Below are 26,134 nucleotides of genomic sequence, written 5' to 3'. Positions count from 1 at the left end.
TTCGGGGAGGTCCTTCGCCGTGGATTCGAGGCGCCTGCCGGCTTTCGGCAGTCGCGGGCGCCCGGACACGCCCTCTCTTCTTGAGACGCTGTCCGGGAGGAGACGGACGCCTAGCCCGCCTTTTCCATCACCGTAATCGGCTTTTCCTTCGACTCGACCACTTCCCGGGTGATCACGCACTCGCGGATCTTCTTCTGTCCCGGCACGGTGTACATCACGTCGAGCATCAGTTCCTCGATGATCATCCGCAGGCCGCGGGCGCCAATCTTGCGATTCAGCGCCAGCTCGGCGATCGCCTCCAGGGCGTCGTCGGTGAACCGCAGTTTGACGTTCTCGTACTCGAGCAGCTTCACGTATTGCTTGGTAATCGCGTTGCGCGGCGTGGTCAGGATCTGCACCAGCGCCGGGCGATCGAGCTCGTGCAGCGTCGCCACCACCGGCAGCCGTCCCACGAACTCGGGGATCAGCCCGTACTTGATCAGGTCCTGCGGCTCGATCTTCTCGAGCGTCGAGCCGACGTCCTTGGACTGGAACTGCGTGACGTCGGCACGGAAGCCGAGCGTCTTCTTGCCGACACGCCGCTCGATCACCTTCTCGAGGCCGACAAACGCGCCCCCGCAGATGAACAGGATGTTGGTCGTGTCGACCTGGAAGAACTCCTGGTGGGGGTGCTTGCGGCCGCCCTGGGGCGGCACGTTGGCGACCGTGCCCTCGAGGATCTTCAACAGCGCCTGCTGGACGCCCTCGCCGCTCACGTCGCGGGTGATCGAGGGATTCTCGTCCTTGCGGCAGATCTTGTCGACTTCGTCGATGTAGATGATCCCCTGCTGGGCCTTCTCGATGTCGCCACCGGCGGCCTGGAGCAGCTTGAGGATGATGTTCTCGACGTCCTCGCCGACGTAGCCGGCCTCGGTAAGCGTCGTTGCATCGACGATCGTGAACGGCACCGACAGCAGCCGGGCGAGCGTCTGCGCGAGCAGCGTCTTGCCCGTGCCGGTGGGGCCGATCAGCAGGATGTTGGACTTCTGCAGTTCGACCTCGTTGCGGCCCTTCGACTGCTTGCTGATCTCGATCCGCTTGTAGTGGTTGTAGACCGCCACTGCCAGGCGCTTCTTGGTCTGCTCCTGGCCGATCACGTACTCGTCCAGGAACTTCTTGATTTCCTGCGGCGTCGGCAGCGACGAGCGCGTGCCCTTGGCCTCGAAGCGGTTGTCGTCCGCGATGATGTCGTTGCAGACCTCGACACACTCGTCGCAGATGAAGACGGTCGGGCCGGCAATCAGCTTGCGGACGTCGTTCTGGTCCTTGTTGCAGAACGAGCACCGCAGCACTTCGTTCTCGCCGTTCTTCTTCACCATGGGATCGAACCCGTCTGCCTCACCGGCGTGTCGCGGGCCGCGGCATCGCGGCCTTCGCGCGGTGGTCAGCTGCGCTTGCGGAGGACATCGTCGATGATACCGTACTCGCGCGCCTGCTCGGCCGACATGATGTAGTCGCGCTCGGTATCGGCCTGGAGGCGCTCGATCGGCTGCCCCGAGTGATCCGCGAGGATCTCGTTGAGGCGGTGCCGCATCCGCAGGATTTCCTTCGCATGGATGTCGATGTCGGTGGCCTGGCCGCCGACGCCGCCCTGAACCCACGGCTGGTGAATCAGGATCCGCGAGTTGGGCAATGCGTACCGCTTGCCCTTGGCGCCCCCGGCCAGCAGCACTGCGCCGAACGACGCACACTGCCCCAGGCAGTAGGTCGACACATCGGGGCGGATGTACTGCATCGTGTCGTAAATCGCCAGGCCGGCGGTAATCGAGCCGCCCGGGCTGTTGATGTAGAGCAGGATGTCCCGCTCCGGGTCCTCGGCCTCGAGGAACAGCAACTGGGCAATCACCAGGCTCGCGACGGCGTCGTCGATCGGTGTGCCGATGAAGATGATGCTGTCCTTCAGCAGGCGCGAAAAGATGTCGTACGCGCGCTCCCCCCGGTTGGTCTGCTCGACCACCATCGGGACCAGCTGCATGCGCGGATCAATCATGGGTGAATTCGGCCTCGTGGCCTGCGTCCCGGGGGCCGCAGGCAGGTTGCCCGCACCCGGCTTGCCGGGCAGTCGAGTCGTCGTCCAGTGGAGGGGGGCGAGGCGGGCGCGTGACTCACGCACCCGCGATCGTAGCACGCGACATGGCGTGCGAAACCGCCTTCTCCCGCAGCAGCCCCGTCCGGATGCTCTCCAGCTGGTCCTGCTGCGCCAGTTGCGCCTTCACTTCAGCCAGCGAACGGCCAGCGCGGGTGGCATAACCAGAAATATCGGCATCCAGGTCGTCTTCCGATACCTCGAGCTGCTCCTGCGCCGCGATCGCGTCGAGCACCAGCACGCTCTTCACGGTCGCCACCGCCGGTTCCTGCTGCTGGGTGCGGAATTCGTCCCAGTTGATGGCCGCCTGCCGCGGATCCATGCCCTGGTCCATCAGCCGTCGGGCAAATTCCTCGACGCGGCGGTCCACTTCCCGCGCCACCATGCCCTCGGGGACCTCGCCGGTCATGCGGCCGGCCAGCTGCTCGAGCAGCTGCTGCCGCATCCGCCGCGTCCGCTCCCGTTCTGCATCCTGCTCCAGATCCTCGCGGACGCGCCCCCGCAGATCGGCCAGGGTCCCGAATTCGCCCAGGTCCTTCGCGAACTCGTCGTCGAGGGCCGGCAGGATCCGGCGGCGCAGGGCGGTGACGTTGACGTCGTACTCCACGCGAGCCCCCGCCATCTCCGCCACCTCGAAGTCAGACGGGAAGACGACCTCGAAGGTCTTCTGTGTGCCGGGTGTCACCCCCAGCAGGCCCTCGTCGAATCCCGGGGGATTGGCCGCGGCGCCAATCTCGGCAGACACGCCGTCGTGCTTCTCCGGGGCCTCCGGCTCGATGTCGACCCCCTGCGGGCCGGTCAACCGACGTCGCGACAGGTGCATGACCACCGTGTCGCCCTGTTCGGCTCCGCGGTCCTCGACCGGTTCCATCTTGGCCAGACGGTCGCGCAGCCGGGACAGCGCCTTGTCGACGTCGTCCTCGGAAACCGGCATCGCTGGACGCTGGACCGTCAAGGTGGTCAGATCGCCCGGCTCCACGTGCGGCGCGGTCTCGATGGCCGCCGTGAACGTCAGCGGCTTGCCTTCCTCGAGCTGCAGGTCGCGCACCTTCGGGGTGTCCACCGGCTGCACGTTCTTGTCGCGAAGCGCGTCGCCGACGAGGCGCGGGACGAGATCGTGCGCGACGTCATGCATGATCTGCTCGCGAAACCGCTTGCGGACCACGTGCGCCGGCGCCTTGCCTGGCCGGAAACCCGGGATGCGGGCCTGGCGGGCATAGCCCTGCGTGACGCGGGTGATTTCGGTGTCGACCACCTCGGGCGGCACTTCCACCGTCAAGGTCTTCTTGGTTTCGCTGACGTCGGTGAGTTCGACCTTCATCGTCTTCGGGACTCGGGATTGGGGACTCGGAATCGGACAAACGCCGGCCGTCGGGCCTGGGCCCCGGACTCAGCGGTTTCGGGGGGCGGATACGTCCGCCATTGGGCGAGCGCTTCGGCGAGACAGCCTTCGCGGATGCGGCGTGTGCCTTTGCCTGGACAAAGCCTGCGACAGCGAGCGATGTCTGGAATGCGAAAGGGGGGACTCGAACCCCCATGACCTTCCGGCCACCGGATCCTAAGTCCGGCGCGTCTGCCAGTTCCGCCACTTTCGCGTGGCGCCCGCCGAACACGCCACGCTACCACTGCGGGGGAGGCTCGTCAATCCGTGGCGCCCCTGCAGTCTTTCCTCGCCATGTCCAGTTCGGCAACAGCCGCCGGTCCCCATGAGATGGGTCCAGTCAAGGGTTCAAGTCATTTGATCTCAACGTGTTAGCCTGGTCACCCAGCGCCGGTCCGGTTGGCCTTGTTCATGCGCTCTCTTCGCCCATGACCAAGACGCTGCTCACCACCCTGGGCGCCCTGGCGCTTGCGACATCCCTCGGGGCACAGCAGCCCTCGCCCGCCACCCAGCCGGTGCGGCCGCCGGATCGCCCCGCGTCTGGCGAACCGCCGCCGCCGTTGCGGGCGCCCGAGCCCGATCTGGGCGATCGGACCAAGCACGGCAGCGGTGACGGCGAGTCCCGCAAGTCCGGCGAGCCGCAAGCGGGCACCCTGACATTGAAGGGCTGCCTGCAACGCGTCGACTCCGCGCACGTCTTCCGCCTGCATCCGGTCGAAGGCGACGATGCGACGGTGACGACCGACGTGCGGCTTGGCGGCGACGTCGAGCAGCTGCGCGATCACGTTGGACGAATCGTCGAGGTGCGCGGCAGCTACGAACAGGACACGCCGGCGACGACGACCCCGGCGTCGTTCAGCGTGTCTCGCGTGAAGGCCCTCTCGGCCACGTGTCCAGCGCAGTGAGACTGATGCGTCATGCCTCATGCCTGGTGCCTGATGGACAACGCTGGACAGCTCTGGCCGGGTGGTACGATGACCGCGGTTTGACGCCGAGATGAGCACCTGGGACGAAGAGTTTCGCCAGCTTCAGGCGGAGTTCCTGAGGGGCGGCCCCGACCGTCTCGTCGACATCGACGAGACGCTTGAGCGCCTCGATCGCGGCACGGCAGCGACGCTGGCCGACCTGAAGCGCCACTTCCACAAGCTCGCCGGCGCCGGCGCCACCTACCAGCGGCCCCACATCAGCACCCTTGCCCGCGAGGCCGAACGTCGCTGCGACGAATTGATCAAGGGCCACCACCAGCCATCGAGCGACGACGTGGGCCGCTGGCGCGATATCCGTCACCGGCTGACGGCGCTGTTCGACGAAGGCATTGCCACGACCGTGCTCACCGAGCCGGAGTCGGCGACGGCGGCGACCGGTGGCTCGGCGGGGGAGAGTTCGCGCAGTGCGCTCGACGTCCTGCTCGTCGACGAGAACCAGGAGACCCGGCGCCTGCTCGCCTCGGTGCTCCAGCACGAGGGCATTCCGGTCCGTGAGGCCGGGACCTGCGCCGAGGCGAAGGCGCTCATCGACACGCGCCTGCCCGACGGATTGCTTGTCGACGTGCGTCTTCCCGACGGCTCCGGCTACGGCATCGTCGAGTACGCACGGCAGAAACCGGACGGCGATCACGCTGCCATCCTGATGCTGAGCGCCGCCGGTGACTTCCTCGACCTTGCCGAAGCCATCCACGCCGGCGCCGACGCCTGCTACACCAAGCCTGCCGAGATCGAGGCCGCGCACAGGAAACTGCTGCAGATGCTGGAGCGATCGCAGGCCGAGATCCCGCGCATCCTCGTGGTGGAAGACGACGAGTTCCACGCTGCGTTCGCGCGGACGGTGCTCGAATCGGCCGGGTACCAGGTGGACGTCTGCTCGGCGCCGCGCACCTTCACCGAGCACATGGCGACGTTCCACCCCGAACTGTTGTTGATGGACGTGAACCTGCCGGAGGTATCGGGCTACGACCTGGCGCGGTTGGTCCGGCAGCAGGAGCAGCACGCGGCCCTGCCGATCATCTTCCTCACCTCCGAGGCCGAGATGGAATCGCGCATCAGGGCCGCGAAGGCAGGCGGCGACGAGCACCTGACCAAGCCGGTGCACCCGGCCTTGCTGGCCTCTGCAGTCGGCGCCCGCCTCGAGCGCGCGCGGTTTCTCAAGAGCCTGCTTCACCGTGATGGCCTGACCCGGCTACTCACGCACGCCTCGTTTATGGAGCAGGTACAGCAGGTGATCGACCGGCGGGCCCGCTCGACGCCCGGATCGGCGTCGCTGGTGCTGCTCGACGTCGATCACTTCAAGCGCGTCAACGATACGTACGGGCACCAGGCGGGAGACCGTGTCCTGGCGACGCTGGCGGCCTCCCTGCGGCAGCACCTGCGCCGCACCGACATCATCGGCCGCTACGGCGGCGAGGAGTTCGGTGTCCTCCTCGATCACCTGCCGATCGACGACGCGCAGCGCCTGATCACGCGCCTGTTGAACGAATTCGCGGCGCTCGACCACACCGCCGGCGAGCACCAGCACTTCCGCGTCACCTTCAGTGCCGGCATCGCCCCGTACCGCGAGGGCCTCGAGCGGCATGCGTGGATCGAGGCCGCCGACCTGACACTCTACGCCGCGAAAAAATCAGGGCGGAACAGGGTCCTCGTCGCGCCGTAGGCGCGACGAGCACAAATGCCGGAATGCCGCGAATGCCGGCATGCCGAACATTGCCGCTCGCCTCGTCGGCCCGCGCTATCTCATTTACTGCAAGGCGCACGTCTAATCCGGGAAGGCCGCTTGATTGGCAAGAGCTCGCCCGGGCGTAGCCGTCGGACTTGTCCGACGGTCACTGACGGCACCGGCCGGAGAAGTCCGGCCGCTACACCTTCCCGCCTGATCCCCGACTCCCGGTACCCGGTACCCGGTACCCGGTACCCGATTCCCTACGACGTCTTCTTGACCACGCAAGAGAGCGAACCCTGGCAAAGCGGCGCCCTTCGGCGTCAAGCGTCAAGCATCAAGCATCAAGCATCAAGCGGTCGACGTTCGTCACGACGTCTTCTTGACCACCTGCATCGCGGTCGCGATCATGCCGCCGATGTCGCTGGTCGTGGCCGGGATGATCATCGTGTTGTTGGTCTTGGCCAGGTGGCCGAACTGGGTGATGTACTGCTCGGCGACCCGCAACTGCACGGCCTCGGTGCCACCCGGCATCTGCATCGCCGACGCCACTTCGCGGATGCCTTCGGCGGTGGCGCGGGCGACGGCCATGATCGCCGACGCCTGACCCTCGGCCTCGTTGATCTGCTGCTGCCGCCGCGCTTCCGACGCCTTGATCACTTCCTGCTTGGCGCCCTCGGCGGTGTTGACGGCGGCATCGCGCTGGCCTTCGGAGGTCAGAATCACCGCGCGCTTCTCGCGCTCGGCCCGCATCTGCTTCTCCATCGCGGCGAGCACGTCGGAGGGCGGCGTGATGTTCTTGATCTCGTAGCGGAGCACCTTCACGCCCCACGGGTCGGTGGCCTTGTCGACCTCGCTCACCACCTGCGTGTTGATGTTGGTGCGTTCCTCGAAGGTCTTGTCGAGGTCGATCTTGCCGACTTCACTGCGCAGCGTCGTCTGCGCCAGCTGCGAGATTGCGAAGTGATAGTCCTGGATGCCGTAGGAGGCGCGTTCCGGATTCATCACCTTGAGATAGAGCACGCCGTCGACGCCGACCTGCACGTTGTCGCGGGTGATGCACACCTGGGCCGGGATGTCGATCGCGTTCTCCTTCAGCGAGTGCTTGTAGCGGACGACATCGATGAACGGGACCAGAATGTGGAAGCCGGCATCGAGCGTGCCGGCATAGCGCCCGAGGCGCTCGACTACATAGGCGCTCTGCTGGGGGACGACGATCGCCGTCTTGGCCACGATGACCAGGACGAGAATCGCAAAGATGACGAGGACAATCAGGCCTTCCACAGTCAGAGCGCTCCTTCGCGGCGGATTGAGATGGTCAGGCCGTCCACCGAGGTCACCAGGCACCGCTCGCCTGGCGTGATCGGGGCCGTCCCGAGATTACGAGCCGTCCAGACCGTTCCGCGCAACTGGGCGCGGCCCAGGCCGCCGGCCGGGATGCCGTCCATGGCGACCGCGACCTCGCCGCGAAGGGAGTCGATGTCGCCCGATCGGGGAGTCCTTGCTTGCATCAAACGCAGCAGAGGCGTCCGAAAGAACACGAGGGCCGCCACCGAGAGCACGGTGAACAGCAGCCACTGCACCCACGCCGGGCCGCCAGCTCCAATCGTCACCAGGCCGCCAACCAGGAGCGCCCCGACGCCGAAGAAGAGGAGGAAGAACCCGCCAGGGGTCGCGAGCTCCAGCCCCAGGAGCAGCAGGCCGAGCACCACCCAGTACCACCAGATCATCCGGACGCTCCGTAGTGAAGGACCTCGGCATTATAGGTGGCAACACCGACCGGGCCTCGGAAGGCGCCAGTGGACACCGCGAACGTCTAGGCGGGTGCGCGGCGCTTATGACACAATCGCGCCCGGTTTTATGGCGGAACCTTGCGCAGGCCCGTTCGACGCGCCGATGGACGGGGCACACGATCCCCGTGGGCAACGGGTGCCCGACATCCAGCCGCCAGCTTACGAGACTCAATCCGATGCCTGTAGTACGTAGACTGGTCACGACTGCACTGACCCTCGCGGGTGGCCTGCTGGCCGCCGTCCCGGCCCTGGCCCAGGAGCATCGCCCCGGCGGCGAAGCCAACCTGATTCTTCCCGACCTGAACTCGGCCCAGTTCCTGGGTGTGGGCGGCCACACACTGCTGCTCGTCGGCCTGCTGGTGAGCGGGCTCGGGCTGCTGTTCGGCCTGACGATTTACCAGCAGTTGAAGGGCATGCCCGTCCATCGGTCGATGCGCGAGGTCTCGGAACTGATTTACGAGACCTGCCAGGCGTACCTGCAACAGCAGGGCCGCTTCCTGATGATCCTCTGGCTGTTCATCGGCGCGATCGTGCTGCTGTACTTCGGGCGGCTCGCGCACACCATCGATCCGATCACCGGCGCCGACGTGTACGGCTTCCCGCCGGCGAAGGTCGCGATGATCCTGCTGTTCTCGCTCGTCGGCATGGGCGGATCGTACGGCGTCGCGTGGTTCGGCATCCGCGTCAACACGTTTGCCAATTCGCGCACCGCGTTCGCGGCGCTCGAGGGCAAGCCGTACCCGTGCTACGCCATTCCGCTGAAGGCCGGGATGAGCATCGGCATGGCGCTCATCTCGGTCGAACTGCTGCTGATGCTGGTCATCCTGCTGTTCGTGCCGCACGACTACGCCGGTCCCTGCTTCATCGGCTTTGCCATCGGCGAATCGCTCGGCGCGGCGGCTCTGCGCATCGCCGGCGGCATCTTCACCAAGATCGCCGACATCGGCTCGGACCTGATGAAGATCGTCTTCAAGATCAAGGAAGACGACGCGCGCAATCCCGGCGTGATCGCCGACTGCGTGGGCGACAACGCCGGCGACTCGGTCGGCCCGAGCGCGGACGGCTTCGAGACCTACGGCGTGACTGGCGTGGCGCTCATCACCTTCATCATGCTGGCCGTCCGCGAGCCGCTGGTGCAGGTGCAGCTGCTGGTGTGGATCTTCATGATGCGCATCATCATGGTGATCGCCAGCGGGCTGTCGTACTTCATCAACGAGGCGATGGCGAAGGCGCGCTACGGCAACGCCCCGAAAATGAACTTCGAGCACCCGCTGACGAGCCTCGTGATGATCACCTCGGGCGTGTCGGTGGTGCTGACCTACATCACGTCGTACCTGCTGATCCCGACGATCGGCGGCGACGCCAGCCTGTGGTGGAAGCTGGCCAGCATCATCACGTGCGGCACGCTCGCGGGCGCGATCATTCCGGAACTGGTGAAGGTGTTCACGTCGGTGGACTCGAGCCATGTCCGCGAAGTCGTGAGCAGCTCCGAAGAGGGCGGCGCTTCCCTGAACATCCTGTCCGGCCTGGTCGCCGGGAACTTCTCGGCCTACTGGCTGGGCCTGACGATCGTGTTCCTGATGGGCGTCGGCTCGTTCATCAGCGCACACGGGCTCGAGGCACTGATGGTCGCGCCGTCGGTGTTCGCCTTCGGCCTGGTGGCCTTCGGCTTCCTCGGCATGGGGCCGGTGACCATCGCCGTCGACTCGTACGGTCCGGTGACCGACAACGCCCAGTCGGTCTTCGAACTCTCGACCATCGAGACCGTGCCCGGCATCGGCGCCGAGATCAAGAAGGACTTCGGATTCACGCCGGACTTCGAGCGTGCCAAGCAGTTCCTCGAGGAGAACGACGGCGCCGGCAACACCTTCAAGGCCACCGCGAAGCCGGTGCTGATCGGCACTGCCGTGGTCGGCGCCGCGACGATGATCTTCTCGATCGTGATGGTGCTGACCGAGGGCCTGCGGCCGGAACTGGTGGCGCGGTTGTCGATCCTGCACCCGCCGTTCCTGCTCGGCCTCATCACCGGCGGCTCGATCATCTACTGGTTCACCGGCGCCTCGATGCAGGCCGTGACGACGGGCGCGTATCGCGCCGTCGAGTTCATCAAGGCCAACATCAACCTGGATAGCGGTGCCGAGAAGGCATCGGTCGAGGACAGCCGCAAGGTCGTGGCCATCTGCACCAAGTACGCGCAGATGGGGATGTTCAACATCTTCCTCGGCGTGTTCTTCGGCACCCTGGCGTTTGCCTTCTACGAGCCGTTCTTCTTCATCGGCTACCTCGTGTCGATCGCGCTCTTCGGTCTGTACCAGGCGATCTTCATGGCCAACGCCGGCGGCGCGTGGGACAACGCCAAGAAGATCGTCGAGACCGAGCTCAAGGCCAAGGGCACACCGCTGCACGACGCCACCGTCGTCGGCGACACCGTTGGCGATCCGTTCAAGGACACGTCGTCGGTCGCCATGAACCCGGTGATCAAGTTCACGACGCTGTTCGGCCTGCTGGCGGTGGAACTCGCGGTGAGCATGAAGGGCGACGACTACGCGCACACGCCCATCACGATGGCCATGACGGTCGTGTTCCTGCTGGTCTCGATGTACTTCGTGCACCGCTCGTTCTACGGGATGCGGATTTCGAAGAAGGCATGAACGGACACGAGGGTAGGGACCGCTCTCCGAGCGGTCCATCGCCGCATGACGGTGCGGACATGGACGCCTCGGAGAGGCGTCCCTACCAACGAAGCGCTGCAGCCTGTAGCCTGTAGCAACATGGAATCAGTCCGCTCCGGGTTCCCCGCCCTTCGTCGCGTCCACGCCGGCCACCCGGTGGCCTACTTCGACGGCCCCGGCGGCACCCAGGTGCCGCAGTCGGTGGTCGACGCCATCAGCGACTACCTGCTCCACCACAACGCGAACACGCATTGGGCCTACCCGAGCAGCCAGGAGACCGATGCGTTGTTGCGGGACGCCAGGCAGGTGTACGCGGCGTTCTTCAACGCGCCGGGCCCGGAGTGGGTGAGCTTCGGCCAGAACATGACGACGATCACGTTCCACCTGGCGCGGGCACTGGCGCGCCAGTGGGGCGAGGGCGACGAGATCGTGGTCACCGAACTCGATCACCACGGCAACGTCGATCCGTGGCGCCACGCCGCCGCCGACGCGGGGATCACGATCCGCACGGTGCCGCTGGCCGCCGATGGTGTGTCGCTGGACATCGAGGCGCTGGCCTCGACGCTGAACGGCCGGACGCGGTTGCTTGCGATCGGTGCGGCATCCAATGCGATCGGCACGATCTCGGATGTCGCCGAAGCGGCGCGCCTCGCGAGGGCAGCCGGGGCGCTGGTCTTCATCGACGCGGTGCACTACGCGCCGCACGAACTGGTCGACGTGCCGGCCCTCGGCTGCGACATGCTTGCCTGCTCGTCCTACAAGTTCTACGGGCCGCACCAGGGCATCCTCTGCGCCCGGCCGGACCTCGTGGCGTCGCTGGACCTGCCGAAGCTCCGGCCCGCACCGGCGCTGCCGCCCGACTCGCTCGAGACCGGCACGCAGAGCCACGAGGGCATTGTTGGCGCTGCCGCCGCAGTGCGCTTCCTTGCCTCGGTGGCCGGACCGGTCCCGCCGGCGTCTGGCGCGTTGCGGGACGGGCTGGTCGCGAGTTACGCGCAACTGCATGCTGACGCGATGGCGCTGACGCGGCAGCTGTGGGACGGACTGGTCGCCATCGATGGCGTGACCTGCTACGGCCGCCCCCCGGGGCAGCCACGCACGCCGACCGTCTCGTTTGCGCTCGAGGGACACCTGAGCCACGAGGTGGCAGAGCAGCTCGTCACCAGCGGGTTGTTCGTGTCGTCCGGGGACTTCTACGCACAGACGCTCGTCGAGCGTCTCGGGCATGGCCAGGACGGCCTCGTCCGCATCGGCTGCGCGTGTTACACGACGCCAGGCGAAATCGACCGCCTGCTGGCCGCCGTCACGACGATCGCGCACGGCTGAATCGCGAATCGCAAGAGCCTCTAACGGTAAGCCGTAAGCCGTAAGCCCTGAGTTCCCGAGTTCCTGAGTTCCTGAGCTCCTGAGTCAGTGCACCCTTCGCTCGCGGCTCGTGACGGGCTGGGCGGGCGCGTCCACGATGGTGGGCAGCGCCGCCTGGCGTTCGAGCACGGCCCGCAGGTCGTCGAAGCGCAACGGCTTGGGCAGGTAGTCGTCCATCCCCGCGTCGAGGCAGCGCTGGCGGTCGCCTTCCATGGCATTGGCGGTCAACGCGACGATGATCGTGCGGCGCGAGCCGTGCTCTTCGCGCTGGCGGATCAGGTCCGTGGCCTGGTAGCCGTCACACTCGGGCATCTGGCAGTCCATCAGCACGATGTCGTACGGCAATCGGCCGAGCGCCTCGACCGCCTCGAGGCCGTTGCCCACCGCGTCGACGCGATGTCCGAGCTTGTCCAGCATCCGCACGGCCACACGCTGGTTGACCGGGTTGTCCTCGGCCAGCAGGATGCGCATGCGCCGCACCGGCGCCGCGTGGGGCGATGCACTGGCCACGCCGAGCGTGCTGACGCCAATCGCGCTGCCGGGTGCGGTCTGTAGTGTCAAGGCCTGCGTCAGGGCCTGCAGCAGGTAGCGCTTCTTCACCGGCTTGGTCAGCAGCCCCGCGAAGCCGCGCGCGGTCGCCTCGTCGAGCCCACCGGGCACGACGACCGACGAGGTCAGCAGCAGTGGCAGCGCCGCCGTGGTCGGCCGCCCGCGCATCAGGCCGCCGAGCGTGAAGCCATCGATACCGGGCATCTGCTGGTCGAGAATCGCGAAGTCGATCGGCCGGCCGGCCGCATCGGCCTGGTCGAGCGTGGCCATGGCCGCCTGCGGTGTCGACACACACGTCACGTCGACGCCCCAGTTGGTCAGCAGGCTGCGGTAGACGTGCAGGCTGATCTCGTGGTCGTCGACGCACAACGCCCGTCGTCCGCGCAGCTGGGCAGTGATGACGCCGTCGTTGCCGGGCAAGACGCGCTCGGCGCGAATGGTGAACCAGAACGTGCTGCCCTGGCCTGGCACGCTGCGGACGCCGACCTCGCCGTCCATCGCCTCGGCAAGCTGGCGGCTGATGGCCAGGCCGAGGCCGGTGCCGCCGTACTTGCGTGTCGTGGACGCGTCGGCCTGCGTGAAGGGCTGGAACAGGCGCTGCTGCACGTGCGTCGGGATGCCGACGCCGGTATCGACGACCTCGAAGCGGATCGTGGACCTCGAGCCGATGGCCTCGTCGACCGTCACGCGTACGCTGACCGACCCGAGGGCGGTGAACTTCACGGCGTTGCTGAGGAGGTTGAGGAGCACCTGGCGGATCCGGCCCGGATCGCCTTTGACCATCTGCGGCACATCGGGCGCGGCAAAACCACCGAGTTCGAGGCCCTTCTTGCGGGCGGGCTCCGCGACGAGGTCGAGCGCGTCCTCGAGGATCGCGCGGACGTCGAAGTCCACCGTCTCGAGCGCGAGCTTGCCGGCCTCGATCTTCGAGAAGTCGAGGATGTCGTTGATGATCGTCAACAGGTGCTCGGCCGAGGCCCGCACCGCGTCGCCGAACTCGCGCTGTTCGTTGCTGAGGGGCGTGTCGAGTAGCAGGCCGGTCATGCCGATGATGCCGTTCATCGGCGTGCGGATCTCGTGGCTCATCGTCGCGAGGAAGCCGCTCTTGGCGGCAGTCGCGGCCAGGGCCGTGTCGCGCGCCTGGGCGAGTTCGACGGCCTGCTTCTCGAGTTCGGCGAGATAGCGGGCACGGTCGGCCTCGGCGACGGTCTCGACGGTGTTGTCCTGCACGAAGGACCAGACCATCGGTACGCCCTGCGTGTCACGCATCAGCGTACCGGTCAGCAGCACCGGCAGTTCACCACCTTGCCGCATCCGCAGGCGTGTCCGGTACGGGCCGTAGGAGCCGCGCTGCTGCAGTTCGTCGGTCTGCCGATCCACGAGCGTCGGATCGGTGAGCAGGTCGCTCGGCGCCGTCATCGCGATGTCGTCCGAGGTATACCCGAGCATCGACAGCAGTGCCGGATTGACGTGTTCGATCTGGCTCGCTCCACGCGACAGCATCAGGCCGAGCGGCGAGGTGAGGAACAGCCCGCGGAACTGGACTTCTGATGCCATCAGCTGATCGCGAACCATCGCGAGGGCGCGCAACGAGGCCTGCAGTGAGGCGTTGCTCGTGGTCAGCGCATCAGCGTGCTGGCGGCTGACGGCGTAGACGCGCGTGGCGACGCCGGCGACACCGGCCAGGAGCAGGCCGAGGACGAGCACCAGGCGGGGAAGTCCACTGAGTTGATCGTGCAGCAGCACGGTCGTCGGCGTGACGTGCATCTGGAGCCGGGCTCCACCTGGCACGGTGATCGTCGTCGTCTCGGTGAACGACTGCCCGGACCAACTCACCGGCGCCGCGGCCTGGTGACTGTGCACCGGCACATCATCCTGCGATGTCACGCGTACGGCGTAGGGTGAGACCTGCGTGATACGGGGCAGCAGCGCGGCGAGGCTGTACGACGCGGTGAGCACACCCGTGACGCGACCGTCCGGGCCGCGCAGGCCGAGCACCGACGAGTAACCGCCGGGCCCGGCCGGCAGGGCGTGCGACAGCGAGTACGCCACCGGCGCGTGCGTGGCCACGGCGCGCGCAATCGCCGCACGCCGCTCGCGCGCGCCGAGCGCCTCGGTGCTCCGCAGGTGGTCCTGCAGAGACGCCGGCACGACCCATCGCGGCCAGCCCGTCGGGTTGGCAACGGCGAGCGATGTCACGACGCCTTCGGAGCCGCGCAGGTGTTCCCAGGCGTCTGCTTCCCATGCGCGCTGCGTGTCCACGGCACCGGACTCGTACCGTGCGCGAACGCGCGCGAGCCCGGTGTCCATCGCCGCCACCTGCTGCAGCAGCGCCTTGCGCAACCGGAAGGCTTCGGCCGCGGCCTGGCGTCGCACGCTCGCGTGTTCCTGTGAATGCAGGGCCTGCGAGAAGATCACCGCGCAGGCGCTCACGAAGATCGTCAGGGCGACCGGCAGCCATCCCTGCCAGGAGGCCTCGCCGTGGACGATGCAGTCCGACAAGACGGCGCCGGCGACCATGAGGCAGCACGCCGACAACTGCGGTGACATCAGGAGGTACTGGAGCCAGCTGTCGGCGGCTCCGGGCGATGCCCAGGTCACGAGGCTCGTCGTGGCCAACAGGGCGAGCAACAGGCTGCCCCACACCTGCACGACCCGGGTCCGCGATGCGAGGCGGGCGAAGCCTACGGGCAGCGGCAGGCCCATCAGTGCGGTCACCGCGATGCTCAGCATGGCCTGCCGCGCCGGCATGACCAGGCGGAGGGCATCGAGATGAGGGCCGAGTGACGGCAGGACGTCGAACACGACCTGCAGGAGGCAGACGATGGCGGTGCCGGCGAGGGCGACCGTGGCCAGTCGCGTCGCCAGCCAGGCGCGCCCCTGCCACCCGACGAGAATCGACGCCACGGCCGGCGTCATCAGGCTGACGGCGAGGGGATGGACCCTGACGTTGAACGGGCCAGGCGGCATGCCGGCGAGCCTGGCGAGGATCGCCACCAGCCCGAGGGCACACAGGCCGAGGGCCGCCGCGAGCAGGGCGGCGCTCGTGGGACTGGCCGATGGTGAGGGAGCATCTGGCATCGGTCGTCGAAGGACGCCACACCGGCGCCCTCCGACACACATCGGCCAGGACCAGATGACCTTTAACTATCGAAGGAAATGACGCCTCACGACTGCTGGCGCAGTCCCCGCACCTTCATCGGCAGGCCGAAGAGATCGATGAAGCCGCGCGCCGCGGTGACGTCGAAGTTGGCCATCGCGAAGCTCGCCAGGTTCGTGTCGTACAGCGACTGCGGCGACGTGGCGCTGACGGCGGTGGCGCGGCCCTTGTACAACTTCACCTTCACCTGGCCGGTCACCACCTTGTTGGCGTGGTCGATGAACGACTGCAACGCCTCGCGCAGCGGGTGGAACCACTGGCCGTAGTAGACCAGCTCGCCGTACTTCAAGGCGATGCGCTGCTTCTCGTGATAGAGCTCGCGCTCGAGGCAAATCTGCTCGAGGGCCTTGTGCGCCTCGTACAGGATGGTGCCGCCGGGCGTCTCGTACACGCCGCGGCTCTTCATGCCGACGAGACGGTTCTCGACGAGCGTGACCTGGCCGACGGCGTGGCGCCCGCCGATCTCGTTGAGGAGGGCGATCAGGCCGTGGCCGCGGCCGTGGAACTTCTTCTTGTTCACGGCGACGGGCACACCGGCTTCGAAGTCGATGGTCACGTATTCGGCGCGGTTGGGCGCCTTGGAGGGCGGCACGCTGATCGCGTAGACGCGTTCGTTGGGTTCGGAGGCGGGATCCTCGATCTCGGCCCCTTCGTGGCTGATGTGCCACAGGTTGCGGTCCTGCGAGTAGATCTTCTTCTTGGTCTGCAGAATCGGAATGCCGTGCTTGCGCGCGTAGTCGATCGCGGTCTCGCGGTCCGTGAGCCCGTCGGCCAGGAACTGCGGGTCCTTCCACGGCGAGATGATCTGCAGCGCCGGGTTCAGAGCCTGATAGGTGAGCTCGAAGCGCACCTGGTCGTTGCCCTTCCCCGTGGCGCCGTGACCGACGGCGTCGGCGCCGATCTTCTGCGCGTACAGGACCTGGTGCTTGGCGATGAGCGGCCGCGCGATGCTGGTGCCGAGCAGGTAGTCCTGTTCGTAGGTCGCATGCGCCCGGAGCATCGGGAAGCAGTACTCCTCGGCGAACTCCTTGCGCAGGTCCTTCACCAGCACGCCATCGGCGCCGCTCTTCCTGGCCTTGTCCTCGATGGCCTCGAGTTCGTCCCCCTGGCCGAGCTCGGCCGCGAACGCGTAGAGCTTGACCCCGGGATAGCGCGACTTCAGCCAGGGCAGGATGACGGACGTGTCGAGCCCGCCGGAGTAGGCGAGGACGATCTTCTTGGGCGAGGACGATGCGGCACTCATGGCCTCACAAGTATACGGAACGGGTACCGGGTTCCGGGTATCGGGTGCAGCGGACGCGGATCAGAGTGCGGGAATCGGGAATCGGGAACCGGGAACCGGGTTCCGGGTTTCGGGTGCGATGGAAGCGGATCAAGGGTCGCGGATCGAGGACGGGGATCGGAACCGCGAACCCCACCGGACGAACGCAGAACGTCGAACGCCGAACGCTGCGTGCATAGCCGGGCCACTGCCGCGATCGGGGATCGCGGATCGGGAGTCGGGAAGATAGCGTCGAGCAAGCTCGACGCCTACGTCCCGCAGTAGGAGAGTCCGCGGCCCATCGTGTGAACGTCGCAAGGGTGCGATCGGCCTTCGACATTCCCGGCATCGCGGCATTCCGGCATTGCGAGGTTCTTGCCGTAGGCCGCAGCCCGTTTCAGAACTCGTAGGCAAAGCCGACAGCGGGGACGATCGGGAGTTGCTTCTCGGAGAGCCGGCTGACGGCAAACGTGCGCAGGTTGATGGTGGCGGTGACCTGGCGGTAGTTGGCCCTGTCGGTGGCATTCAATGCCTCGGCAAACAGGAGCAGCCGGCCATGCGGCAGTGGCACGCGGTAGCGGACGCGCAGATCGAGCCGCCCGTAGTCGGGCAGGCGCAGGGCGTTGCGCTCGGACGAGAGGGCGATCCGTCCCTCGCCGCGATCCTCGAACCAGCCTTCGTACGGCCAGTTGGTCGCGACGCGTAGGGTGGCGGCTGCGTCCCAGCGCTCGCCCAGTTGCGCGGTCGTGGAGACCGTCACGAGATGACGCTGATCGAATGCGCCGGCGAACTCTGGATCGAGGTCGCTCTCGTAGGTCGTGGCGCCGTACCCGTAGCCGATCCATCCCGACCAGCGCACACCCCGCGTCCCGGCCCCCGACTGCCGCCGGAGGAGGAGTTCGGCGCCGCGCCCCCGACCCGTCCACGCGTTCTCCCACGGCGCGCGCGGATTGCCACCGGCGAGGGTGCCTTGCGATGTGAGCCGGAACTGGCGATCGGGTGTGTCGAGTCCGTCGTCCTCGTGTCTGTCGTACACGTTGATCGCCAGTCCCCACGGCCCACGCCGCCAGGCCAGTCCTGCGTCGAAGAGCATGGCCGTCTCGAAGGCGAGGTCGGCCGTGCCCGCCGGTCCGAAGCGCTGCAGTACGTCGGGTGACTGGCCGTGTCGCCCGACGGCGGCAGTCAGCGCGACATCGCTCGACAGCGCCACCTGCGCCTGCGCCCAGCCACCGACGAAGGTCTCGAGATCGAGGAGGCGATCGCCGCGCACGCCACCCGCGAGCGTGACGCCGCGGTGAGGTGACCAGCGCGCGTGCACATGCCCACCGGCCAGTGTCTGCGTGCCATGGTGTGACACGTCCGACAGCGGCAGGCGCGTGTTCGGGTGATACACCACTGACGCACCGCGACTGGTGAACGCCTGCACCTGTGCGGCGGCGTCCATCGACACCGATGGCGCCGGTGCCCACTCGACGATCGATCGCGACAGCCACTCGTGCTCGGTGCCGTTGTCCAGCGGCAGCGTGTCGGGATTCTCGTTGCGATAGCGGCTGGAGATCGCGGCGACGCGTTGTCGCACGATCCACTGCGAGCCGACCTGCGCCTGCCACGCCAGCGTGCCCATCGCGGTCTCGTTCTTGCCGAGATCGAGCGCATTCGGGCTGGTTCGCCGGCCCCGTTCGTCATAGGCAGACGATCCGGCCAGCAGGCCGGCGCTGAGGCTCTGGCGCGAGCCGAGTCGCGCGTCCAGCTTGGCCTGTCCGTCGGTGAACTCGAACGTGCCGCTCACGTCGGGATCGATGCGCCGGACGATCCACGACACATAGCTGCGTCGGAGGCCGGCGATGAACGTCACGCGATCCGATCCGATCGGGCCCTCCACGTACCCGGTAGCGGCGACGGCGCTGGCCATGGCGCGGCCGTGGAAGCCGTCCTGCTGTCCGGCGCGAGTGCGGATGCCGAGTTCGGCGCCGACGGTGTTGCCGAACCGTTGCGGGCCGGCGCCCGGCGTGAGCGTCGCGGCCTCGATCAGGTCGGCGTTCAGCAGTGCGACCGATCCGGTCTGTTCGACGCCGCGCACGGTGTGCACGAGGAGGCGGCTCTTCACCTCGTCGAGCACCAGGCCGACCTGCCGGAAGGGACTGCCACGGACGGAGAGTTCGGCCCGCAACTCGTCGCTCGTGGCCACACCCGGCAACTGCTGGAGCGTCCGGACCGGGTCGTCGAACGTGACACTGCGCAGCATCGCCAGTTCGTCGCGGGTGATGGCGATCTGCGCCGGCACGCCCGCCTCCGGCTGGCCGGCGGCCGGTCCCACGACGGTCACGCTCTCCGACGATCGCCGCTCCGGCGCGAGCCTCACCAGCACCGGATCCGCGAAGGGCGGCAGGAGCCGCTCGCCGCCATAGCCGTCGCGGGTGACGTCGAGGCTCGAAAGACACGCCGGTAGGGTGGCAATCCCCGACGAATCCGTAATCACGGGCGCCCTGTCGCCGCAGCGCACGAGCGTGCCTGGCACCGGCATCCCCGTCGCGGCGTCGGTCACCCGGACGCGCGTACTCTCGTTTGCAATGGTTGAGCTAATCGCCGTCTGGAGCTCGTCGTGAGCGCGCCTCGCACTCGCTTCGACCCCTGCCGTTGACGAGGATGGCGAGGGCGAAAATGACCCTCATCGCGGCGACATTAGTCATTTGTCTCCGCGCCAAATCCCGGTCGCAGTTGCAGGACTTACGAAAATGAACAAGTTCCAATCAGTCACTAACTTAGGTGGTGTTTTGGCGGTCCGTTCGAAGCACCTTGCTTTGCTCGGCAATTGCGTCAGAATGCGTGCGGCGATGTCTTCGCCTTCCAAGATGACGCGTGTCCTGATTGTTGACGATGAACTCGAGAGTCGGACCCGGCTGCGCACCCTCCTGCAGGCGCACGGCCACGACGTCAGCGAGGCCACCAACGGCCTCGACGCGCTGGCGCAAGCCCGACAGCAGAGGCCCGATCTCGTCATCTCCGACATCCTCATGCCGCAGATGGACGGCTTTGCGTTGTGTCGCGCGTCCCGCATCGACCCGGCGCTCGCGCGGACGCCGTTCGTGTTCTACACGGGGACCTACGCCAGCGCCAAGGACGTGGCCCACGCGCGCCGCCTCGGCGCCACCCGCTTCCTGGTCAAGTCGATGGCCGCCGAGGAGGTCATCCGCGGCATCACCGAGGCGCTGCGACAGCCGGATGAGGCATTCGACCCTGCCGGTGCCGAGCCAGCGCCCGGCGAGACCGAGTCCTGGCGCCTGTACGACGAGTCGCTCATCAACAGGCTGGAACACCGCAACCTCGAACTCTCCGACGAGGTGCGGGCCCTCCGCTCGCTGACCGTCGGGCTTGAACAGCTGCCCGCGATCGTCAGCCTCACCGACACCCGCGGGCGCATCACCTTCGTGAACCGCCGGTTCGAGCAAGTCACCGGGTTCAGCCGCGACATGGTGCGCGGCCAGACACACGCCATCCTCCGGACGAGGAATGCCGCCGCGGGCCTTGGCTTCGAAATTCGCGCCGCGCTGCTGGCCGGCAAGCAATGGCGCGGCGACTTCGAGCAGCGTCGGAAGGACGGCACGGTCTTCTGGGAGCGCGCGGTGATGGCCCCGGTCTTCGACGAGGCCGGAGCAGTGACGCACTTCCTCCGGATGTCCGAGGACGTCACCGATCAGAAGAACGCGGAACTGACCACGCAGGCGGTGGATTCGCAACGCCGGCAATCGGAGCGCATCGAAACGGTCGGCCGGCTGGCCGGCGGCGTCGCGCACGATTTCAACAACCTGCTGACGTTGGTGATCGGACACGCCCATCTCGTGCTGCAGCAGCTGGCGTCGCACGATCCGCTCCGCAGCGACGTCGAAGCGGTGCTCGACGCCGCGACCCGGGGCGGTGCGATCACGCGCCAACTGCTCACCTACGCAAGGCGCGACGTCGTCCATCCGCTGGTGCTCGATCCCGCGCAGGCCATTGCCGCCCTTGCCCGGCTGCTGCAGCGCATGGCCGGCGACGAGATTCGGCTCGGGTTCGCGCTCGGCCCCGAGATCTGGCCGGTTCGGATCGATCCGATGCAGTTCGACCAGATGGTGACCAACCTGGCGGCCAACGCGCGCGACGCCATCCGTGCGCCTGGCGCGATCGACGTGTCGCTCGCGAACGTGTCGTTGCCCGCAGCCGAGGCCGCCGCGCACGGCGGCCTTGCGGCGGGCGACTACGTGGCCCTGCGCGTCAGCGACACCGGCGCCGGTATCGAACCCGCACACGTGTCGCGCATCTTCGAGCCGTTCTTCACCACCAAGCCGGCAGGTGAGGGGACCGGCCTCGGCTTGAGCAGCGTGCTGGGCGCCGTCGAGCAGGCCGGTGGGCACGTGGAAGTGGAGCACACCAGCAGCGACGGCACGACGGTCCTGGTGCTCCTGCCTCGCTCGACTTCGCGTCCGGTGCCAGGTCCGCAGAGCAGCGCCGTGACGGCCCTCGAGGGGACAGAACGCGTCCTGCTCGTGGAAGACGAACCGGCCGTGCTCGAGTTGATCCGACGCACGCTCGAGTCGTACGGCTACACGGTGCTGCACGCCAGCACGCCGGAGCGCGCGCTGCGCGCGATGGAGGAGGGCGATGCGCGCGTCGACCTGCTGCTCACCGACGTGGTGATGCCCGGGGTCAACGGGCAGGAGCTCGCGAAGCACCTGCGCGCGTTCGACCCGACGCTGCGCGTCCTTTTCATGTCGGGCTACAGCAGCGACGTCGTCGCCGAGCAGGGACTGCTGCCCGCCGAGGTCGCGTTGATCACCAAGCCGTTCAGCCCGACAGCGCTGGCCGCACGCGTCCGCGAAGTGCTCGACGCGCCCACGCCGACCGCCTGATCCTCGTCACACCAACGTCGCAGGCCTGCGCGTTGCCGACCGGGCTGCGCTAACATCTGCGCCGGAGAACCCGTGCATGCTGACCATGAAGGAAATCACGCGCCTGTTTCGCGTGGAGCCGGGTTCCCGGCTGCGACTGAAGAAGCACGACACCGCCTGGGCTGGTGACCGCGACCTGCAGCGGCTCAAGAGCGACGAACTCAAGGAGAAGGCCCGCTCGTTCGTCGAACAGAACCTCGTGAAACTGGCCGAAGCGCAGGAGCAACTCGCCTCCAACGACATCTACTCCGTCCTCGTGGTGCTCCAGGCGATCGACGCCGCTGGCAAGGACGGCATGGTCAAGCACGTGATGTCGGGGCTGAACCCCCAGGGTTGCCAGGTGTTCAGCTTCAAACGGCCCTCCGCAGAGGAACTCGATCACGACTTCCTCTGGCGCTTCTGGCGCGCGCTGCCCGAGCGCGGCCGCATCGGCATCTTCAACCGCTCCTACTACGAGGAGACGCTCATCGTGCGAGTCCATCCGGAGGTGCTCGAACGCCAGCGTCTGCCGCCCGGACCGCGCGACAAGAACTTCTGGAACGACCGGTACGAGGACATCAACGCCTTCGAAAAGCACCTGTCGCGCAACGGCACGCTGGTGCTGAAGTTCTTCCTGAACATCTCCAAGAGGGAACAGAAGAAGCGATTCATGGATCGCCTCGACAACCCGGACAAGCACTGGAAGTTCGAGATGGGCGACCTGCACGAGCGCGCCGTCTGGGACGAGTACCAGGAGGCCTTCGAGGACACGCTCACGCACACCAGCACCGACTGGGCGCCATGGTGGGTGATTCCCTCCGACAACAAGTGGGTGTCGCGGGCGCTGGTCTCGGCCATCCTGACCGAGGCCATCGAGGGCCTGGGCCTCAAGCCGCGCCGGATTGCCGAGGCGCAGCTGGCCGTCCTGGCAGAAGCGCGCAAGCAGCTGCTCTCGGAATCCGAGTCCTGACATGCATGTTCCGGGCGTCGTCTCGCTCCTCGCGGTCGCCACGGCGCTGCTGGGGGCGAGCGCGGGGCTCCCGGGCGGAGCCGAACCGCTTCGTGAGCTGCTGACGCGTCAGCTGTCACTGACCGATGCACAGGTCGACGCGGTCCGCCGCGGCGAGCCGGTGGCGGTGTCGCTCGAGACGGAGGTGACGAGCGAGATCGCGATCGGTGGCGCCGTCCGGATCAACGCGCCAGCGAGCCGCCTCGTGGCGGTCGTCCGCGACATCGAGCGGCTGGAACATGGCGGCGGCTTCCTTGCCACGAAGAAGTTCTCGTCACCGCCGGTGGAGGCCGACATGGCGGCGTTCCGGCTCCCCGACGAGGACATCGCGTCGCTGCGCACGTGTCGGCCCGGGCGGTGTGACGTGAAACTGGGGCAGCACGCGTTGCAGGCCGCCGCCTCGATCGACTGGGACGCCGCATCTGCCGCGGCCCAGGCCCATCGGCTCATGCGGCGGATGGCCGTCGAGTACCTCGAGCGGTATCGCTCCGGCGGAAACGCGGGGCTGGCCGTCTACGAGGATGCGGGCAGTCCCATCTCGATCTCTGGCGAGTTCGAACACATGGTGCGCCAGTCGCCCGGCCTGACGACGATTCCGGAAGTGTCGACCTACCTGCTGCAGTACCCGCGAGCCCGCCCGGCTGGCGTCCAGGACTTCTTCTACTGGTCACTCGCGGAGTTCGGCCTGAAGCCGGTGCTGAGGCTGAACCACGTCGTCATCCATCCGAGGCGGCCGGCCTCTGGCATGCAGTACGCCATCACGACCAAGCAGCTTTACGCCAGCCACTACTTCCACACGGCGCTGGAAGTGCGCATGCTCATCGATGATGCCGAGCGCCCGGGCCGAGCCCACTATCTCGTGGTGCTCAACGTCGCACGCTCGGACGGTTTCGGCGGGCTTCTTGGTGGCATCGTGAAGAGCAAGGCGCGCGGCGGCGCCCTCGACGGCCTCCAGGGCGCGCTCGTGGCCATGAAGCGTCTCACGGAACGGAAGTAGTACCGCGGGCCTGGCGCCTCCTGCTAGTCCACCCAGTGCAGGACGTCGCGGACGACTGACCATCGGCGTGTCGCTGGCGCGAGCGACTTGCCGAACACCCAGTGGTCGACGAGCGTCGTGATCGCGCCGTCGCGCTCGTGCAGTGCCAGCCAGGTGTCCACGAACGATTTCCAGGCGTCGTCATGCTGCGGCAGCGCGTAGGCCACTGGCACGGTGATCACGCCTGGCGTGGGTACGACAACCGAGTAGCCGGGATACAGCAGCGACAGGAACGCCCCGCGTTCGGCCGAGAGCACCAGCGCCTCGAAGGCCCAGCCCCTGTCGGTGAAGATCGCGTTCATCATCGGCACGGGCACGAGCGTCGCTTCGGGCAGCCGCTGCTCGAGTTGGCGGCGGAAGTAGGGCACGTCAGGGAAGCCGATGCGCACCGACTTGCGCGCCCGGACCTTGTCCCATGTGTCGTAATCGCCGCGAAGGTGATCCGGGACGACGAACGCGAGGCTCTCCTGCATGTACGGCGTCGAGAATGCGACCACCGACGCCCGGCCCGGCGTCGCGACAATGCCGCCGGTGCCGATATCGCAGCGTCCCTGCGCGAGCGCGTTCGTGAAGTCGTCGATTGACGTCGGCACCAGCTGCAGGCGAACTTGCAGGTCGATGGCGAGCTGGTGCGCCATCTCGATGTCGAGCCCGACCAGTTCGCGATTGCTGTTGACGAAGGCGTACGGCGGGCGTCCCTCCAGGTAGCACACGCGGATCATTCCGGTGGCCTTGATCGACGCCAGCACATTGCTGTCGAGCGGGCGAGCCGCGACACCCGCGCCGTCGGTGAGCGGCGCCCTCGGCAGCACCGGCTTGAGCGCGCTCACCACCGCAGCGCCGTCGAATGTCGGGCGCAGGGCCGTCTCGAAGAGCAGCCGCAGCGAGCCCAGGAGTCCGACCACGAGGCAGCCCGTGATCACGAGGTAGCGCGTGATCCGCGCCACGTCGAAGCGGACGGCGCCGGCGATGGCGGCGCTGCCGAGCAGGCCCACGACGACGGTGTGGACGGCTGCGAGCAGCGAGCCGAAGCGCTGGTTGATGACGCCGGTCGCCAGGAACAGCTGGAACGTGTCGGCGGGAATGCGAAACACGTCGAGCAGGAACGGCACGGCCGCGCTGAGGCTGCCAAAGAAGGTCAGCCAGCCGGTAATGGCGAACGCGGGATACGACGTGAACGGAATCGGCACGTTGGCGAACCAGCCGGCAAACAGCACGAAGCTGAGCGACAGCAGCTTGCCCGTGTGGGGGAAGTTGAACGACGCGGGCACGATGACGTCGGGGAGGGTAGCGGCGTGTTCACCCTGGCGCGCCGGCAGGTTCCGTTCGAGCAAGTCCTTGCACGAGTCGGTCAGCGAGGGCAGGACGATGAACAGGTCGCCGGCCACGAACGCCGTCAGCATCGCGTCGCGCGTCGATCGCACGAGGTCGATGTAACCGACGGGCGTCAGGGCCGCGACCAGCCCGGGCAGCACCCAGGCGGCCAGCAGGACCGCCACCGCGACATAGGCGACCAGGTACACCTGGATCCGGGCCAGCTGTTCGATCTGCAGCGTACCGGCCGCGACCGCGGCCACCGCGAACATGCCGTACGGGGTGAGCCGCACGATGAACTTCGTCGATCGTCCGACCATGTCCCGAGCCACCGACAGCACATCGAGCAGCACGTCCTTGCGTGGCACCGAGATCAGCGCCACTCCGAGCACGATGGAGAACAGGACCACCGCGGGAACGATGTTGTTCGCGAGCGAGTTGAACGGATTGGACGGAATGTAGAGATCGACGAAGTCGAAATCCGGCGGCCGCTCCAGCATCGACGTACTGAAGAACGTGCCTTGCACCAGCGTCGGGAAGACGACCGGCATCAGCAGGGCGAACGCCACGCCGATGCTCCACAGTGCGACCAGCACCATTCCTGCACGGACGCCCAGCCGGCGCGCCTCGGCCACCGACAGGCTCCCGAGACTGGCGATGATCGAGATGACGACGTAGGGCAGCACCGTCATCTGCAGGAGCTTCACGAAGCCCGTCGCCACGACGGACAGGGGCGCCACGAGGTCGCCCAGGACCAGGCCGGTGACGATGCCTGTGGCGAGCCACAGCAGGATGCGTGTGGAGAACGACATCAGGGCTCGACCAGGAGCAGCAACCGGGCCCCCGGAAGGATGCCATGCATCACCTGCACGGGTCCTCCTTCACGTGAAACCTCAGCGTGCCAGAGGGGATGCAT

At 67.3% G+C, this 26,134-nt stretch carries 16 protein-coding genes and 1 tRNA gene; 7 read left to right on the top strand and 10 right to left on the bottom strand.

The features are described from left to right. Positions 1 to 110 precede the first annotated feature (110 nt). The 4 genes from clpX to LuPra_RS26935 all read right to left on the bottom strand — a co-directional run bounded on the left by clpX (position 111) and on the right by LuPra_RS26935 (position 3,720). Entirely contained in the window at positions 111 to 1,358 is a 1,248-nt protein-coding gene (gene clpX, locus LuPra_RS26950) for an ATP-dependent Clp protease ATP-binding subunit ClpX (protein WP_110173629.1), read from the bottom strand. Between the two features lie 65 nt (positions 1,359 to 1,423). After that, positions 1,424 to 2,014 (bottom strand): ATP-dependent Clp endopeptidase proteolytic subunit ClpP, encoded by a 591-nt coding sequence (gene clpP, locus LuPra_RS26945; RefSeq protein WP_110174890.1) that lies wholly within the window; start codon positions 2,012 to 2,014, stop codon positions 1,424 to 1,426. Between the two features lie 130 nt (positions 2,015 to 2,144). After that, a complete protein-coding gene (gene tig / locus LuPra_RS26940) occupies positions 2,145 to 3,446 on the bottom strand; it encodes a trigger factor (protein ID WP_110173628.1) in 1,302 nt (433 codons plus the stop codon). A gap of 190 nt (positions 3,447 to 3,636) precedes the next feature. Beyond that, positions 3,637 to 3,720: transfer RNA gene (locus LuPra_RS26935), tRNA-Leu, on the bottom strand. Between the two features lie 214 nt (positions 3,721 to 3,934). Here LuPra_RS26935 and LuPra_RS26930 point away from each other — a divergent pair. Beyond that, positions 3,935 to 4,411 carry a hypothetical protein gene (locus tag LuPra_RS26930; RefSeq protein ID WP_110173627.1) on the top strand — a complete coding sequence of 159 codons (477 nt, stop codon included), beginning with the start codon at positions 3,935 to 3,937 and terminating at the stop codon, positions 4,409 to 4,411. Between the two features lie 91 nt (positions 4,412 to 4,502). Then, the gene (locus tag LuPra_RS26925) at positions 4,503 to 6,152 is read left to right on the top strand and encodes a GGDEF domain-containing response regulator (RefSeq protein WP_110173626.1); all 1,650 of its coding nucleotides are present in this window, start codon (positions 4,503 to 4,505) and stop codon (positions 6,150 to 6,152) included. 372 nt (positions 6,153 to 6,524) lie between these two features. On the opposite strand, the gene LuPra_RS26920 is transcribed toward LuPra_RS26925, so the two are convergent. Together LuPra_RS26920 and LuPra_RS26915 are read right to left on the bottom strand one after the other, a co-directional pair. After that, a complete protein-coding gene (locus tag LuPra_RS26920; protein WP_234800574.1) occupies positions 6,525 to 7,439 on the bottom strand; it encodes an SPFH domain-containing protein in 915 nt (304 codons plus the stop codon). Positions 7,440 to 7,441: 2 nt separating this feature from the next. Continuing rightward, positions 7,442 to 7,885, bottom strand: a complete 444-nt coding sequence (locus tag LuPra_RS26915; protein WP_110173625.1) for an NfeD family protein — start codon at positions 7,883 to 7,885, stop codon at positions 7,442 to 7,444. A 239-nt stretch (positions 7,886 to 8,124) separates the two neighbouring features. Here LuPra_RS26915 and LuPra_RS26910 point away from each other — a divergent pair, with 239 nt between their 5' ends. Both LuPra_RS26910 and LuPra_RS26905 read left to right on the top strand, forming a co-directional pair. Beyond that, positions 8,125 to 10,599 (top strand): sodium-translocating pyrophosphatase, encoded by a 2,475-nt coding sequence (locus LuPra_RS26910; RefSeq protein ID WP_110173624.1) that lies wholly within the window; start codon positions 8,125 to 8,127, stop codon positions 10,597 to 10,599. Positions 10,600 to 10,719: 120 nt separating this feature from the next. Further along, on the top strand, positions 10,720 to 11,946 hold the full coding sequence (locus LuPra_RS26905; protein ID WP_234800573.1) for a cysteine desulfurase-like protein: 1,227 nt from the start codon (positions 10,720 to 10,722) through the stop codon (positions 11,944 to 11,946). A gap of 84 nt (positions 11,947 to 12,030) precedes the next feature. On the opposite strand, the gene LuPra_RS26900 is transcribed toward LuPra_RS26905, so the two are convergent. The 3 genes from LuPra_RS26900 to LuPra_RS26890 all read right to left on the bottom strand — a co-directional run bounded on the left by LuPra_RS26900 (position 12,031) and on the right by LuPra_RS26890 (position 19,500). Beyond that, entirely contained in the window at positions 12,031 to 15,615 is a 3,585-nt protein-coding gene (locus tag LuPra_RS26900) for a hybrid sensor histidine kinase/response regulator (RefSeq protein ID WP_110173622.1), read from the bottom strand. Between the two features lie 86 nt (positions 15,616 to 15,701). Beyond that, complete coding sequence (locus LuPra_RS26895) at positions 15,702 to 16,937, bottom strand: argininosuccinate synthase (RefSeq protein WP_110173621.1); 1,236 nt, start codon at positions 16,935 to 16,937, stop codon at positions 15,702 to 15,704. 415 nt (positions 16,938 to 17,352) lie between these two features. After that, complete coding sequence (locus LuPra_RS26890; protein ID WP_110173620.1) at positions 17,353 to 19,500, bottom strand: TonB-dependent receptor; 2,148 nt, start codon at positions 19,498 to 19,500, stop codon at positions 17,353 to 17,355. Between the two features lie 190 nt (positions 19,501 to 19,690). On the opposite strand from LuPra_RS26890, the gene LuPra_RS26885 reads away from it, so the two are divergent. From LuPra_RS26885 to LuPra_RS26875, 3 genes are all read left to right on the top strand, one after another. Continuing rightward, entirely contained in the window at positions 19,691 to 21,841 is a 2,151-nt protein-coding gene (locus tag LuPra_RS26885) for a response regulator (protein WP_110173619.1), read from the top strand. Between the two features lie 76 nt (positions 21,842 to 21,917). Beyond that, positions 21,918 to 22,829 carry a PPK2 family polyphosphate kinase gene (locus LuPra_RS26880; RefSeq protein ID WP_234800572.1) on the top strand — a complete coding sequence of 304 codons (912 nt, stop codon included), beginning with the start codon at positions 21,918 to 21,920 and terminating at the stop codon, positions 22,827 to 22,829. 1 nt (position 22,830) lies between these two features. Then, positions 22,831 to 23,865 carry a hypothetical protein gene (locus LuPra_RS26875; protein ID WP_110173618.1) on the top strand — a complete coding sequence of 345 codons (1,035 nt, stop codon included), beginning with the start codon at positions 22,831 to 22,833 and terminating at the stop codon, positions 23,863 to 23,865. 23 nt (positions 23,866 to 23,888) lie between these two features. Here LuPra_RS26875 and LuPra_RS26870 read toward each other — a convergent pair whose 3' ends face one another. Next, a complete protein-coding gene (locus LuPra_RS26870) occupies positions 23,889 to 26,030 on the bottom strand; it encodes a cation:dicarboxylate symporter family transporter (RefSeq protein ID WP_110173617.1) in 2,142 nt (713 codons plus the stop codon). Positions 26,031 to 26,134 lie beyond the last annotated feature (104 nt).

The organism is Luteitalea pratensis, from assembly GCF_001618865.1.
Lineage (GTDB): Bacteria > Acidobacteriota > Vicinamibacteria > Vicinamibacterales > Vicinamibacteraceae > Luteitalea > Luteitalea pratensis.
Note: the sequence above shows the minus strand (reverse complement) of the source record. Positions and strands in the feature narration are given on the sequence as shown.